11 protein-coding genes are annotated in these 15,166 nt (G+C 53.1%); 6 read left to right on the top strand and 5 right to left on the bottom strand.

The annotated features are described in order from the left end of the window. Positions 1–21 precede the first annotated feature (21 nt). Positions 22–825 carry a DUF7338 family protein gene (locus HBA55_RS03480; RefSeq protein ID WP_166987098.1) on the bottom strand — a complete coding sequence of 268 codons (804 nt, stop codon included), beginning with the start codon at positions 823–825 and terminating at the stop codon, positions 22–24. Between the two features lie 218 nt (positions 826–1,043). On the opposite strand from HBA55_RS03480, the gene HBA55_RS03475 reads away from it, so the two are divergent. From HBA55_RS03475 to HBA55_RS03465, 3 genes are all read left to right on the top strand, one after another. After that, on the top strand, positions 1,044–1,868 hold the full coding sequence (locus HBA55_RS03475; protein ID WP_166987095.1) for a TonB-dependent receptor: 825 nt from the start codon (positions 1,044–1,046) through the stop codon (positions 1,866–1,868). A 91-nt stretch (positions 1,869–1,959) separates the two neighbouring features. Next, a complete protein-coding gene (locus tag HBA55_RS03470; RefSeq protein ID WP_166987092.1) occupies positions 1,960–2,652 on the top strand; it encodes a hypothetical protein in 693 nt (230 codons plus the stop codon). A 392-nt stretch (positions 2,653–3,044) separates the two neighbouring features. Continuing rightward, positions 3,045–3,668, top strand: a complete 624-nt coding sequence (locus tag HBA55_RS03465) for a C39 family peptidase (protein ID WP_166987089.1) — start codon at positions 3,045–3,047, stop codon at positions 3,666–3,668. On the opposite strand, the gene HBA55_RS03460 is transcribed toward HBA55_RS03465, so the two are convergent. Continuing rightward, positions 3,661–4,173 (bottom strand): carboxymuconolactone decarboxylase family protein, encoded by a 513-nt coding sequence (locus tag HBA55_RS03460; RefSeq protein ID WP_166987086.1) that lies wholly within the window; start codon positions 4,171–4,173, stop codon positions 3,661–3,663. The two genes, HBA55_RS03465 and HBA55_RS03460, sit on opposite strands and share 8 nt — an antisense overlap. Before the next feature lie 120 nt (positions 4,174–4,293). After that, complete coding sequence (locus HBA55_RS03455) at positions 4,294–5,253, bottom strand: DHHA1 domain-containing protein (protein ID WP_166987083.1); 960 nt, start codon at positions 5,251–5,253, stop codon at positions 4,294–4,296. Positions 5,254–5,445: 192 nt separating this feature from the next. Here HBA55_RS03455 and HBA55_RS03450 point away from each other — a divergent pair, with 192 nt between their 5' ends. After that, entirely contained in the window at positions 5,446–11,196 is a 5,751-nt protein-coding gene (locus HBA55_RS03450) for an alpha/beta fold hydrolase (protein WP_166987080.1), read from the top strand. 51 nt (positions 11,197–11,247) lie between these two features. Here HBA55_RS03450 and HBA55_RS03445 read toward each other — a convergent pair whose 3' ends face one another. Together HBA55_RS03445 and HBA55_RS03440 are read right to left on the bottom strand one after the other, a co-directional pair. Then, positions 11,248–11,769: a GDYXXLXY domain-containing protein gene (locus HBA55_RS03445; protein WP_166987077.1), complete on the bottom strand. Its 522-nt coding sequence runs from the start codon at positions 11,767–11,769 to the stop codon at positions 11,248–11,250. Continuing rightward, positions 11,766–13,073 (bottom strand): DUF2157 domain-containing protein, encoded by a 1,308-nt coding sequence (locus tag HBA55_RS03440; protein ID WP_166987074.1) that lies wholly within the window; start codon positions 13,071–13,073, stop codon positions 11,766–11,768. The genes HBA55_RS03445 and HBA55_RS03440 overlap by 4 nt, the downstream gene beginning before the upstream one ends. Before the next feature lie 353 nt (positions 13,074–13,426). Between HBA55_RS03440 and HBA55_RS03435 the strand changes: the two genes are divergently transcribed. Together HBA55_RS03435 and HBA55_RS03430 are read left to right on the top strand one after the other, a co-directional pair. Then, on the top strand, positions 13,427–14,476 hold the full coding sequence (locus tag HBA55_RS03435; protein WP_166987071.1) for a PQQ-dependent sugar dehydrogenase: 1,050 nt from the start codon (positions 13,427–13,429) through the stop codon (positions 14,474–14,476). A gap of 115 nt (positions 14,477–14,591) precedes the next feature. Next, positions 14,592–15,086, top strand: coding sequence for a MaoC family dehydratase (locus HBA55_RS03430; RefSeq protein ID WP_166987068.1), 495 nt, complete (start codon positions 14,592–14,594; stop codon positions 15,084–15,086). Positions 15,087–15,166: the final 80 nt, after the last annotated feature.

Raw genomic sequence — 15,166 nt, 5'->3', positions numbered from 1 at the left:
CACCCAGTTCACATTCAGAAACTAATTAATCTCACTGCTCCACTGCATTCGCAGCGTAAACGCTTTATCCAAATCATCCGGATCCTGTGTGGTGTTGGCGTGGGTAGGCTTCAACTTAAAGCCCAAATTCACCTGCCTTACCCGGGCTTTCTCACCGGCTTTGGCGTCGAGCAAAATAACGGAGCGGTAGCCGTAATATACCTTGCCGGTTTGTTTGTGGGTGGCTTTGACAAAGTACCAACCCTTCTGTTCAGGGTCTTCATTCTTGTCACTCAGGCTCTCTTTGCCCCAATACTCAATCTCGCAATCGTTGACGAAGCAGGCAAAGAAATCACTGGTCCGCTTGGCTTTGTTAAAGGGGTTGCGACAGCTCCAGGAATATTGGTTCCACCAGCTGTATTCATTGCCTCCCACCCGCGCGGAATGTTTACCGCTGCCTTCACCGGCGGTACCGTCTTCGTAGTTGTTCCACCAGTCCAGCCAGCCGTAGGGTGATGCCAGATAAACATGGTGCCCGCTGGAACCCTTGCTGATGTACTTTTCATCGTGCTCGGTATAAAACTCGCCCAGGTGGTTAACGGTCGGTCGGGTGGTTGCCGCCACTAACATACCCATGGGAAAGTAGGTCAGCAGCACACCGCCACCGTATGGAACCCCTACACGCCACCATTGTTTGACAGCGGCTTTGCGTTCTTCAAGGGGAATGTCTTCAGGTAGGCGGGACCAACCAATCCAGGTAACAACAGCGCCGAACACCAGTAAGCCAATTGGAACCATCAGTGCGGCGGTGATCAGAAACCAAAAAAAGTCTGTAACAATACTCATCGTTCTATCCTTGATTCTCAGTACAATTACACCAATGCAGCATAGCAGATCCGAAACAGCTCTGCATACGACGTCGGCACAACTCATAAATTGGAATGAAACCGATCTGTAAATATTGCCAGCGTCCCGGAAAATCAATAACGTCTGCCTCTCGATATTATCAATAGACATCGGATGTCTGAACACGACCACTGTCAACAACATGGATGCTGACACTCATGCTACGCGCTGCTTTTCTTATCGCACTTTCAATAGTCCCTCTATTTACGCAGAGTTCCGAACTGCCATTGACCGTCGAAGACTTGCTGACGGCCAATGACCGTTATCGGGTCGATCTCGACGTGAACTACTTTAACGATTCAACTGACGAGCAGCTGTTAGCCCAAAAAAGCAACCTGGATCTGGTGACCGTGAATATGGGCTTGAGGTATGGGTTGACGCTGGGTACAGAGCTTTCATTACAGAGTTCCTGGCAGCATATGCAGGCCAGATATCAGCAGGGTACACATCTGTCCCAGATGAGCGACAGTCATATGAGCAAATGGACATTAGGAGCGACCCATCGTTTCGCCGCGGATAATGGCAAGCACCCGGCACTGCTGGCGTTCGCTGACGCCCACTACCACCAACGTGAAGATAGCGGCGACAACTCCTGGAGCTGGGTATACGGAATTACCGCTTACCGTTCGCTGGATCCTATCCTCCTGTCGGCATCGCTTTCGATTGGCAGCCATCAGCCCTACCGTGTAGCGAATCTCCGCGTCACTCCTGGCGACAGCGTCACCTTGGTGCCGACCGTGTCTTTTGCGGTGAACCCCTGGATTACTCTCTCCGGCGGTCTGCGCTGGAGCTGGATCGAGGGGCACCAGCTGGACGGTGAAGAGGCTTCCATTAATGCCACCAAGTCCGAGTTGATTCTGGGGCTGGGGTACCACTGGTCACAGGACCTCTCCATACGAGTGAGCACAGACTTCGCCCTCTCAGAGGATAGTGGCTCTACACTGCGGTTAAATCTGACGTATAAATTTGATGAATCCTTATAACCAGCTTCCTTGGCGCAAGTTCGCGAGGAAAATTCCCTGGCCGGAGGGACTTCGGCCAGTTCTATCTCTCTACGATTAAGGAAAATAAACGATGAAACACCTGAAAAATGTTTGCTATGCTTTACCCGTTCTGCCTCTGTTCATATCGTCCCTGGCGACGGCGGGTTTGAGTCAGCCGCTGGAGGATGATTTTCTTTATAATGCGTTCAGTGATCAAGTCAGTGGCGTGGGTATATTAAGCCAGGAGCAGATGGATTCGACGCAGGGGAACGTTTTTCCTTTGGTGGCATTGCCGGCCTGGGCGGTCGGGGCGCTAAAGGCGTCGGCAATTGGAGCGGTTTCTGGCGGGATTATCAATACTGCAACGACCGCCTCAGTCACAGCAAAGGACAACGAGGAATTCACTACAGGAGACGCACTGACAGCATTTGGAACTGGCGCCGCGATCGGAGCAATTTCTGGGGGATACGGCGTACCTAATATACAAGTACAGATCTTGACCTTGGGCCTGCAGATGAGTGCGGGAGTATCGAAAGCAGTTGGAGAGCCTGCAGTGGAAGTCGAGGAATTAGACTATTCATCTCAGGATAGTGGTGGTGGTGGCAGTTCGGTGCCAACAAGTGTCTATTCCGGTCCAGTGGTATCACCTCAGGTGATGAATTCTATTGGATCGTTGAATATTACCTCGAGCCTACCTGATTACAATATTACGATTACTGGGCTTGGAAATCTGAGTGACGTTGTCAGTTATCAAACCAGCGGACGAAGAACTGCACCGTATTGATAATTGGATCCTCGCTAACTGGTACCTATTCAAATACTTGGAGTTCGTTGGCGGATAAAACCTCTAACGAACTCGAATGTCTTAGGGATTGTGGGGAGTACTCACTCATGAAGAGACGGGAAATCTGAAATGGAAATCAACAGTGATAATTCAATTCTTTTTGTCATCGCTTCTTGGCCCTATGTCTATTGGACTATGAGAAGGAAAGAGTGGAAAGAAGTGGCCGCAGCATTCGTGTGTTCAATCCTATTCATTCTGAACTTTGATGACAGCTCTTGTTCACTGGTTTCTCGGTTTACCTGTTTCTCATTAACAATTTCACCAGTCATCTTAATGTACGCCATGTTCTATGTTATCAGTAAATACATCGACCTCAGCATCAAAGAAAAAAAATGAAAATCAAATTCCCCCCAAGCTTGATCTCTCTGATCTTGGCACAATCCGTCCTTGCGACGCCGCCAGGCCTTCCTGACCGCAATGACTGGAAATCCCAGCGAGACTATCAGATCGAAAAACAACAAAAAGACTACTCTTGCGGAGCGGCCAGCCTGGCTTCATTGCTAAAATACCACTACGGCCTGGACGTGAATGAAAGCACGGTCCTGAATCTCATACCGGATCTCAACAATGACCTTGCCGCTTCCTTTACCGAACTGTCAATCGCCATCCAACACTTCGGTTTTCGTTCGGTTGGCGTGCAAACTGACTTTGTACAACTCAGCAAACTCAAGATGCCAGCCATTGTTCATATGGAGCACCAAGGGCAAGGTCACTTCTCCGTCATACGGGGCATAGACCAAAACGCCAATCGGGTGTGGTTATCGGACCCTTCCTGGGGAAACATTGTATTGACCCGGCACCGATTTCAGTCCATGTGGGTTTCAAACGATTCCAAGGGAAAACTGCTGTTGGTCCTGCCGGACCAAGACCATCGGCCAGAAAACCCGGTATTCCTCTCACCACCCCCGGATACACTGGGTATGGCGAGAGAATTTGTTCGTGCTAATTTCAGGTAATATCCTCAATCAGCTGACAATGCTGAGTGTATCCCAGCGCCCGCTTAATGGTAGGAAACACCACCGCAGAGGCCACACTGATCCCGATCTCCAACAATGCGCCTTTATCATACCGACTCTCGATCCGTTTCATCAGTGCACTATCAATAACTTCATTTGAGGCCGTAGCGGCGGCGAACTCATAGAGGTCCTTCGAGCAGGCCTCCAAGCGGCTTCCACCATTCGCCGCCGCGGCGATTAGCTCCTTTGAAACGCCGGCCTCCCTGGCCATCCTCACGTTCAGAGCCAGACAGGCCCCACAGTCCGCCACCCTCATGGCGGCCAGTTTGGTTACCCAAAAGTCTTCTGCGTTCAGTTTCTCGTTATGGTGAGCCATCGGCAAGAAAGCATCGAACTTCTGGTAGCCCCCCGGTGAAGTCTCCAGCAGCTCTCGCATAAAGGTGGTGTCATAACCGTAGTGGCTCTCGAAATCATCGATTTCCTGTCGAATATTGCGTTCAGTCATCAAGTCGTCTCCAAAGGATTCAGATAAAGCCCCAGATCTTGTAGGGCTCCACGTTAAGACGACCGAGAACGGCGGGGTGTGACACACATGACCAACCGATGCTGCCGGGAACACGGAAGTTTAGGTGTACTGAGTCTCCAACTGCCTGATAAACGCCCCCAGTTGATCAGAGGGCAGGTCGTTGATGCCCGCTGCCGCTGCGCGACCACCACCGGTGGCAAACTGCCGGCACAGATCAACGGCGCCGGTCTTGTTGCTCAGGGGGGCTCTGACGCTGACCAGGTAGTTGCCATTGGCTTTTTCAGTCAGCACAGCGTGTGCCCGGTCAGGGTGGCGGTTCGCCAGGTCATTGCTGAATACACCACTGACCCGTCGCGCCCATTTTTCGTTGGGTAAGATATAGACGGCGCTGTTGTCTGTACTCGCCTCAGGTTTACTCTGTTCTGCTGCCGCCATATCCGCCTGATAGCCATTTTCCAGTTGACTGAAATGCTCATTGCCATCGCGGATAAAGTCCATTGGATTGGCATAGGGTCGTAATTTGTTGAATAGATCATCCGGTCTAAAGTGCAGATCCTCCAGGTCTGAACCGTAGCCGTTGTAGTTGATGTAGATACCCAGATTCTCAAGCAGAGACACCTCAGTTTCTTCAAGAGAAATGCTGTCTGCCAGTGCCCGCGCGCTTTTGTTCAGATTATCGCCAAAGGCACCCACAATGGCCCATTGAACAAACTGACCTTTAAGGTGTTTATTCACCAGAATACTGGTACAGGTATCGGGAGCCTCGTTGATCACGCTGTCAAGAAACTCACTGTCCGGGATATCTCCGGGAAAGTGATGATCCACATAAAAGACGGAGGCCCCCTTATCCAGCAGCTTGACCAGCTCCGATGTGTTCTTATCCATGGAGATATCGAGCACCGTGATCCGGTCTCCGCTGCCAGCGTCAACTCGCTTAAGCAGCGATATATCCCGTTTTACCCCGGTAATCAACTGAGCGGATCTGGGCTCGCTATTGCGTAACTGGAGTAAAGCACAGATACCGTCTGCGTCGCCGTTGAATACATCGTAATCGGCCATGGTTAATTCCCTTATATCAAATTGCTCTGCTGACCGTCATCCTACAGGAATTTGCCCGTTTTGGTGGGCTGCAATTGCTATTTTCACTTGGCGCAACAATTCTCGTTGCAGGCACTATACTTTCATTCACTGCCAACCAATCGTGCTCACCCCCGGGCAGGACAGGGGGACGGATCAACAGGGACGACGCTCATGACCACCGATACCCAGCAACCCCGCCAGCAATCCTGGATCTCCCGCGGATTTGAATGTCTGCTTAACCAAGGCGACGCGATTGAATATGACGTAGTTATCGTCGGCAGCGGCTACGGCGGCGCCATTGCCGCCAGTCAGCTGGCAGGTCTGGCGGGCCCGGATGGTGGTTCTCTCAAAATCTGCGTACTTGAGCGCGGCAATGAATACCTTCAGGGCATGTTTCCCTCCCGAATGTCGGAGCTGCCGCAGCACGTTCGCTTCAATACCTCCAACAACCCATCGCCGGCAGGTAACCGCGACGGTCTGTTTGATCTGCGTTTGGGGCCTCATCTCAATTCCGTCCTTGGCAATGGCCTGGGTGGAGGCTCGCTGATTAACGCCGGGGTCATGATCGAAGCCAGCCCCAGTGTGTTTGATCATCGCTGGCCGCAATCTCTTCGCGCTCCAGACCAACCCGATTCCTCGCAGACGCCCCTGAGCGGATACTATAAGCGTGCGCTTACTCTGCTTGGGGCCGCCGATGACAAAGGTTTAAATACAATCGCACGTCACACCGAGCACAAAAACAAAGCACTGCAGAAATTCCAGCATATGCAGCTGCTGGCCAGCGACAAAAGACGTTTTGATCCCGCATCCATTACTGTCGCCATGGAAGACGGTGCCAACCAGGACGGCGTCTACCTTAATGCCTGTAAGCTCTGTGGCGATTGCGCCACTGGCTGTAACCACAATGCCAAAAACTCGCTCGACACCAATCTATTGGTACGTGCGTACCAACAAGGGGTTGAGCTGTACACCGGAGCGACGGTATTGCGGGTATCCAAAGCGGAGAATGACCGCTGGTCGCTATCAGTCGTCCACACCCGCCATAAACTGCGTCAACGCCAGGGCAATCCACTGGCGCTCAAAGCAAAGAAAGTCATTCTCGCCGCCGGCAGTTACGGTTCCACTGAAATCCTGCTGCGCTCACGCAGCGACGACCTACAGTTCTCTCGTCAGTTGGGCCAACGTTTTTCGTCTAATGGCGACATGCTGGCCACCGGATTTGGTCACAATCACAAAGTCCGTGCGATCGCCGATGAAAGCAAGTCCACAACCGAACGCCATATCGGCCCAACCATTACCTCCGTGCTTGACCTGCGAGAAAATTCTGAGTTCAAACGGCCACTGCTGATGGAAGAAATGGCAGTACCCGGCGCACTGCGCCGTTTCTACGAAGAATTGGCCACCACTGCAGACAGCCTCGCGCAGCTATTGGAGCGAGACCGCAGTCGCCACGAGGCGGGTCAGCCCCAAGAAGATCCCTTTAGCGTTAACGACGATGCCATCGACAAAACCGCCATCTATGCCCTGATGGGCGACGACGGCGCAGCGGGCGCCTTCGAACTGATTGGCGACCCACAGGATCTGGACGTCGGCGATGGCGCCATCCGTGTGCACTGGCCGGACCTGCCCTACAATTCCCTGTTTACCGATCAGGTCAAAACACTGGAAACGCTGCTCAAAGACACGGGTGGCCGAGCCATGGGCAACCCGCTCTGGCAGCCGCTGCCAGAATCGATGGCCTCCCTGGTGGGTAATGCCAAAGGCCCTCAATTAACGGTACACCCCTTGGGTGGGTGCGCTATGGGTGACGATATAGAGAGCGGGGTGGTGGACGATCTGGGCCAGGTGTTCGACGCTGCGGATAACAGTAAGTCAACATCGTTGCACGATGGGCTGGTGGTGCTGGACGGCGCCATGATCCCTTCGGCGCTGGGCGCCAATCCGGCACTGACGATTGCGGCCTGCGCCCTGAGAGCCGTGGAGCAACTCAAACAAGACTGGCACTTTAAACCCGCTGAGGATAATACGACAAGGTTAGCAACGCCCATTCGACGCCCCAGCTACAGCGACGCACCGGCACCCGTCTCAGCCCAACCCACAGAAGTGGAAATCACCGAGCGTATCGCCGGCAAGGTAAACCTCCGCGATGCAACCGGGGAATCCCTGCAATGCGTTATGGACATTACCCTGCGCTTCCAGCCAAAAGAATTGCTCAAACTGGTACGCACCACTGAGCGGACACTCACCGTCAATACTCGCCATGACGCCAACGAGCCCATCAGCCAACTGAGAATATTTCGGCTCGATACTTGGGAGCAACTCAACCACGCCGGGGTCAGCGACGACGAATTTACTGAGCAGGCACTGTTGGTGGCACCCGTCACCGGTGAGCTGGAAATTATGGGGCGTGGACCCTCCGGACCTTGGCAACGAGTCAGGCGCAGCCTTTGGCCCTGGCTGCGCAATCGCGGTGTGCGAGACACCTGGCAGGCCGCGGAGGAAAGCCTCAGAAATTTGCTGCTGACCCGCAGCGGTCCGAGTGGGGGTGCCGGCGGATTGTGGCGCCTGATCAAAGACAAGGTCCGCGACACCCTGGCGTTGGCCTCGCACGCCGGTGAACTGCGACTGTTTGATTATCGACTGCAGCTGCAGCGCCCGGAATCCGGCTGGCCTAAGGAGCTGGGTGGTTTTGCCGGCAATCCAGCAAGCGTCGATGTTGCGGGCAATAAACACATTCGTTACACCCGCGCGGGCAATCCGTTGCGGCAATTTGAAGATATGGTGCTGAAGCAATTTCCGGCACTGCAACCGGACGACCAACAACCCAACGGCGAGCCCGCTTTTCTGCGATTTGATTCTCGATTCCTCACTCACTACAACAAACCGCTCCTGCGCATTGTCAGCCAACAGGACCAGGTCACGGCATTAGCCGATATGGGGGCGTTCGGTGCCTATTTCTTCCGGGTTCTGGCCCACATCCATTTGTGGAGCTTCCGCAAACCCGATGACCAAAAAATCCGCGCCCCGCATCGGCTTCCCGGTGCGATCAAGGGTTTGCCCAAGCCCCGAATCGAAGAGCTCTGTGTGGGTGAATTTGATCTCGGTATGGCCCAGGCACTGCCGGTCAATGTCCGCCTGACCCGCTACCCCCGCGAGCATAGTGACCATCCTCCAGTAGTACTGATTCACGGCTACAGTGCCAGTGGCAACACCTACACTCACCCATCGCTGAAGCCTTCAATGGCCGCGCATCTTTGGCGCCAAGGCCGCGATGTGTGGGTATTGGATCTGCGCACCAGCAGCGGTATGCCTACGGCCATGCTGCCCTGGCACTTCGAGGATGTGGCGTTTGCGGATATTCCGGCTGCCATCGAGCATATCTGCCGGGAGACGGGCGCAAGCCAAGTCGATTTGATTGCCCATTGCATGGGCGCCGCCATGTTCAGCATGGCAGTGCTGGCACCACCTGAGAGCGGAGCCCGATATTATCGGGAGCGCCAGGCGTTGCCGCAGAGAATCCGCCGGGCCGTCCTTTCTCAGGTGGGCCCCCGTGTGGTATTCAGCCCGGAAAATATCTTTCGGGCCTACGGCCTAAAACAGCTGCAACAGATGTTGCCTTACGTCTACTATGCCTTCCGCCGCTCCGATGCGCCCAACCCGATGGAGACGGTGCTGGATCGTCTGCTCAATGCGTTGCCATACCCTGACGGTGAATTTGATCTGGAAAACCCGGGCGCTCCCTGGAAGAAGACCGCCTACACGGGCACCCGCCACCGTATGGACGGTCTCTACGGTAGAACCTTCACGCTCGCCAATATGCACCCCGATAGCCTCGCCGCCATCGACGATCTGTTTGGCCCCCTGAATATGGATACACTGGGGCAGGTTATCGACTTTGCGATTAACGAACGCGTCACCAATCGCAAAGGCCAAAACGAATACGTCACTCACGAGCGGCTGCAACGCTACTGGGGCTTCGCAACCCTGAGCGTGCATGGCGATGACAATGGTCTGGCGGATATCGCTACCCTCGGCCGTATGCAGGAAACTATGGAGGCTGCCGGACGGGACTACCAGACCCTTGTATTCAAAGGCTTTGGTCACCAGGACTCGTTGATTGGTCGCGGATCCGAAGAGAACTTTCGCAAGATTTCGGACTTTTTGGATGCAGAAACCACCCGCGGCCTTCGACAGACCTCCGGTCTGCATCTGCAACTGCCTTGCTCCGGGCCGGTCATCGGGCCACTAAGCTCCGGCGCTGATGGCGCCTTGTTACCCGTAAGCCTGGGTTTGGACAGCCAAATGTTGCGCCCGGAATTAGCGGTATTTGTACCCGTAACGACCGGCTCCCAAGGATTGCAGCCTGCACTCATCGAAGGTCAGGCACTAAAGGACGTTGTTGTGGTGCAACCCATTCGAAACCAGCGCGATAACTGGTGGCGAACACTATTGCCGATGCGCCCGACGCTGCAACAAGGTGACGGCATTTTGGTGGTAATCGTCGACAATCTTTCTCAAATCGACAGCGAACTGGTGTTGCCGGAAACCCGACCGGGCAACTTGCTGGATATATTGGAGCTACCGGATCTCGCCACCGACCCTGACCTTAAAAACCTGGCGGACTACATCAACAATACGTTATTAAGCACCGACTTTGACGACGAATTAGGCCGTCTTCTCAATCGTCCCGCTCACGAACTGCGGGCCGCTGTCATCGAACCTGCGCAACACACGGAGGATTTGGCCCAACTGACGATAATCGCCGCCGCCTGCCAATATCCTGCGGGCCTGCTGGATCGCAAACCCGCCTATCGTTCCTACCAGCAGCTGGCAGACTATATCGATCGCAGCGACGCCTCTCCAGATTTACTGTTGCTTATGGGCGACCAGGTTTACACCGATGCCAGCGCCGGACTATTTGATGCCAGCGACCGCTACCAGCGATTCAGCAAGTCATACCACACATGGTTGTCGCAACCGGAGGTGCGTGCGGTATTGCGTCGCGTACCCACGGTAATGATGCCCGACGACCACGAATTTATAAACGATTGGGATCTCGCTGAACTGTCGTCGGAGCTCCGCAATACCAGTAAAACGTACAAAGAACGACGAGAGCTGTTCAAACACGGTAAAGAAGCCTACCAACTGTTCCAGCGACACCAATGCGCGCAGGACCAAATCCCCCTGCTTGATGAGCCCCTGTGGAGGAGTTTTCAACACCAGGGTTTCGACTTCTTCCTGCTGGATACTCGCACAGAGCGAGAGGGCCGTCGTGTAGCTGCGGGCGAACCACTACCGGCTACCTTGATCTCAGAAACACAAATGCAGGCTTTCGAAAATTGGCTTGCGCAACCGACAATCGATGATCGCCCCCGGTTTGTGGTGTCCGCCTCCATGCTGTTGCCGAGAAGGTTACGCAGTGCCGACGAACCTCTCTCTGCCATTCATAGTGATGCCTGGGACGGCTACCCCAAAACGCTGCAGCGATTACTGAGCCGCTTGCTGGAGACCGATGGCGGCGCCTTGGTGTTTCTCTCCGGTGATGAGCATATGTCCAGCCTGGTACAAATCGACCTTCAAGATCCCGACAGTGGTCGTCGCAAACGCGTCCACTCGATACACAGCTCCGGCCTCTATGCGCCTTTCGAATTTGTGAATTCCAGCGCCGAGCTGTTCGCTGCCAATGAAACTTTCGAGTTTGCAGACGGTTGTCAATGTCAGGTAGTCAGCCAGTTCTTCCCGGGGGATGGATTTGCGCGGCTGCAGGTCAAGCGTCATCAGAACCATTGGGTGTTGAGTGGCGGTTTCCATCGTCATGGACAGACGGTCGAAGAGAAAATGATCAGTCTGCAACCGTTGGAGCAATCATCGGCAACCGAAGTAGACGCTTTCAGCGCAGCGATGGGAACAGGCTCTGAGTAGCGGAAGGATGAAGCTCCAAATGGAGGGAGAGTCCGCCTGATGCATACTCCGTCAACTGCCGTTTATCACCTGCTTTAACCTCGCCCTGCCACTGGACGATACCATCACAACGGCAGTACCGCCCTCGCGCAACTTTCGCTCTAGCGAGAGAGCTTTATCTTTCGGGGCGAAAAAGGCTTCAATGCCGAATTTGATACGGAAGTAACTGGCGTTGTCTTCGTAGTACCGGTTCTGAATACGGCCCCGAAGGAAGACTCCTGAGTCTGGTTTTTCCAGTGACACATCAGAGAAGTCATGATAACTGTCTTTTCCGGGCTTCAGTGCCACATACACGATTTCGCCATTACGAAGGTCTTTGGAATCTGGCAACAGATCGGCATCCATCTCGGATATCTCATAACGCAGCAGCGCGTAATTCCCCCGAAACATCGAACGGGGATCTACGGGAATCGTTCTTATATGGATCTCAGTACCGGTCCAAAAAGGGATAGCGGCAACAACATACATGCCACTCAAAATAAGAACCTGGCAGAGTGCAGCGATAATCAGACCGAGTGTTATCTTGCTCTTCATGCTACAGTCTCCCTGGATTGAATACGTTTCCAATATTTGGCGGCTCCCAGTAGCAGGGCTGCGAATACCAAAAACAGCATGGCACCGCCTATGTAGTCACCGATAAGATCAACGTAGCGCATAAAGGCCGTTAACAGAATGGTAACAATTCCAAGAAAAAAATAATGCGATATACCGCGTTGAATGCCCTTAAGAATCAACCCGACCCCGCTCGTGATCAACACCAAATTGTAGACGATCTGGAAATAGTGGGCGTGATCCGTGTTGCCAGACAGCAACACTGCCACCAGGGATAACAGATAGAAAAGTAAAATAAATATCGTCGAAGTGGATTGCCCGGCACGTCGAGCCAGCAGAAATGAACCCGTGCTGAGGGCAGTAACCAGGATTAGCATGGACAGCTGCTGGTTCCAGTCAGCTTTTAGCAAACCACGCCAAGGGTGATCAAAGCTCATGATCAACATAAAGATCAGGCCAAAGCGAAGACTCCAGATCGATAGCACGGCGGCATAATCCTTGGCTCGGGCTGACGGCTTTAATGCCAGCCAGTGGCTGAAGCAGTAGGCAAGAATAAAGAGCCCAACACTTACCGCCACATGTTCAGCCTGAAAATCAAAATGGCGCCCGTCGCGCCAGAATTGCGCCAGTGTATATTCAAACCACAAACCGACACTTCCACATACCGTCAGAAACAGCAAAATGCTCTGTTTACCCCGTAGAAGCACAATACAAGCGCCGAAAATAAACAAGGGGAACAGAGCGGGGTAAAAACCCATCGACACTTCCAGAAGGAACCAAAGCAATGCCAGCAGAGCGGCTTGTAAGGTGACCAAAGGGCTATTGATCAATATGCCGATGGGCAGGATACCCAGTGCCCACCAGAACACACCGTCGGGCATGTGTTCGCCCAAATGATAGATCTGGGCTATCAGAATAATGGAGGCGCCGTAAAACAGATTACCCAACAAAAAAATAACGTTGGCCGCAGCAAGATCGCCTGAAGCGTGTTTTCGAATGGCCAGGCCCTGCGTCAACGCGGTCAGGCCGATCAATCCCCACATGCGTACCGCGCGGGGGATGTCGTCCCAGTTATGGCCGATCAGAGTAATCAGTGCCAAACCGACGAAAAGATAGCCCAAGCCGATAAGAACATTATACCCGAGAGAATAACTCTGAGCTTGGTGGTAATCCACGTCGTAGCGTTCACAAATCCGTTCAGCCTGAGACTCGGTAATCAGATCGTCCTGAACCCACTCCCCGGCTTCTTTGGCAATATCGTTTTTCAAGAGACGAATCAGTCGCATGGTTTTTTCTGTCCTTTACTTCCTGTCCGTCTATTCATGGTTTCTTGCTGAAGACTGGACTCTGGGTCAGTGCATAAATCTCTCTCATGTGGCGAACCTGGTCAATAGTTGATCCGGAAGTCGCATATATTGCAACTTGAAGGTGGATATTGTAGTACTTGCCGTTAGATGGAAAGAAAAAGGCCGTTAACAGTAAACTATACTGACTTTTACATCGACAGGGTTCCAGCAGACACGAGTGACAGATGATGAGTAAACTTCCAGGCTTGATTTCACTGTTAATCATAAGTTTCTTCACGAATATCCCAGCGACTGCGCAGACTACAAATGGAGCAGTACATTCCCTGACTTCAATGGGCCACACCTTCAACGTGGAAACCCTCCATATCGCTGATAATGTCCTATGGGCACTGGAACACCTGCCAGACGGTTCCCTGCTCGTCACACAACGAGATGGCGAACTACTGAGAATCTCCAAAAACGGCGAACCACTCTCAAAGGTGCAGAATCTGCCGAACATTTGGCAGCACGGGCAGGGCGGTCTGCTGGATATAACCCTGCATCCGAACTTTAAGAAGAACGGCTGGGTTTATCTTGCCTACGCATCCTCCCGCAATGGCTCCAAAGGCCACCTCAGGATTTCACGAGGCAAGATTAAAAACAACCGCTGGGTAGATGACCAGATCCTCTTCGAAGCACCCCGCGAAGCCCATTCCAGATCCACTCGCCATTTCGGCTCCCGCATCGTGTTTCGAGAGGGTTATATGTACTTCTCCGTCGGTGACCGAGGCGATAGGCCCAGCGCACAAGATCTGAGCCTTCCAAATGGCAAGGTGTTCCGGTTGCATGACGATGGCCGTATACCGGACGACAACCCCTTTGTTGATACCGAAGATGCGCTTGCGGGCATCTGGTCCTATGGGCTAAGAAATCCGCAAAGCCTGGTTGTGGAGCCAGGGGTTGGCAGAATCTGGGAGGCAGAACACGGACCCCGTGGGGGTGATGAAGTTAACCTGATTGAAAGGGGCGTTAACTACGGCTGGCCGGTTATTACCTACGGCAAAAACTACAGTGGCACCACCATTACAGACCTCACCGCAAAACCGGGCATGGCCCAGCCGAAGCATTATTGGGTGCCCTCCATTGCGCCGGCGGGTATGGCCTATTATGGGGGAGAGATGTTTGCACAGTGGAAGGGTAAACTCCTGGTCGGAGGCCTGGCCATCCAAGAGCTTCAATTGCTCACCATAGAGCAGGATCAGGTAACCAAACAGGATACCATTCTGTCAAATCATGGGCGGATTCGAGACATAAGTGTTGCGCCTGACGGCAGCATTCTGTTGATTGTCACCAGTGACGGCAAGGGTCATATCATGAAACTCACGGCCCTCGATAAAGAGTGACCAAAATTCCCAGACCCGTGGTGCTGGTGGTTCTGCAAATGCCAGATTTGTTGCATTGTCCAAAACTATCTTGCTCTAAAGTAGGGTGTTAACCCTATTAAATCAGGATAATGCAATGTTTTTTGAGCAAAAGTTGTATTTTGAGAATCTTCAGGAAGGCAAGAAGTTTGAACTGGGTTCGGTAACTGTGAGCAAAGAAGATATCTTCGAATTTGCCGAACGCTATGACCCGCAGGCATTCCACCTGGATGAAGCCACATCCGTCGCTGTGTTTGGTGGTCTGGCTGCCAGCGGGTGGCAAACCGCCTGTTTGTTCCAGCGACTGATGGCCAGGCAGTTTCTCAATAACGTGGTTTGTCTCGGTGGTGCCGGCGTCGAAAACCTGCAATTTGCCAAACCTGTGTTTGCAGACGACAAGCTGTCAGGTCGGGTGACCATTGCAGAGCGGCGCTTATCGAAGAGTAGACCAGACCGTGGCTTGGTGAAATTACTGTGTGAAATGGTTAACACACAGGGAGATCTGGTATTAAGCATGATTGGTATTGTGGTGATCGCAACCAACCGCACAGAGGCGCGGATGAATAAAGAAGATCAATGTTGTAGCAATTGAGTATATGCATCCGCTTTTAACTTGGGATAAGGTATCCATGCCGGAATGCCGTGACGGAGTAGCAAAGTGCACAAAGTCCA

It is taken from the genome of Pseudomaricurvus alkylphenolicus, from assembly GCF_011683955.1.
In the GTDB taxonomy this organism is placed as follows: Bacteria; Pseudomonadota; Gammaproteobacteria; order Pseudomonadales; family Cellvibrionaceae; genus Pseudomaricurvus; species Pseudomaricurvus alkylphenolicus.
This window is presented reverse-complemented; position numbering and strand designations above follow the sequence as displayed.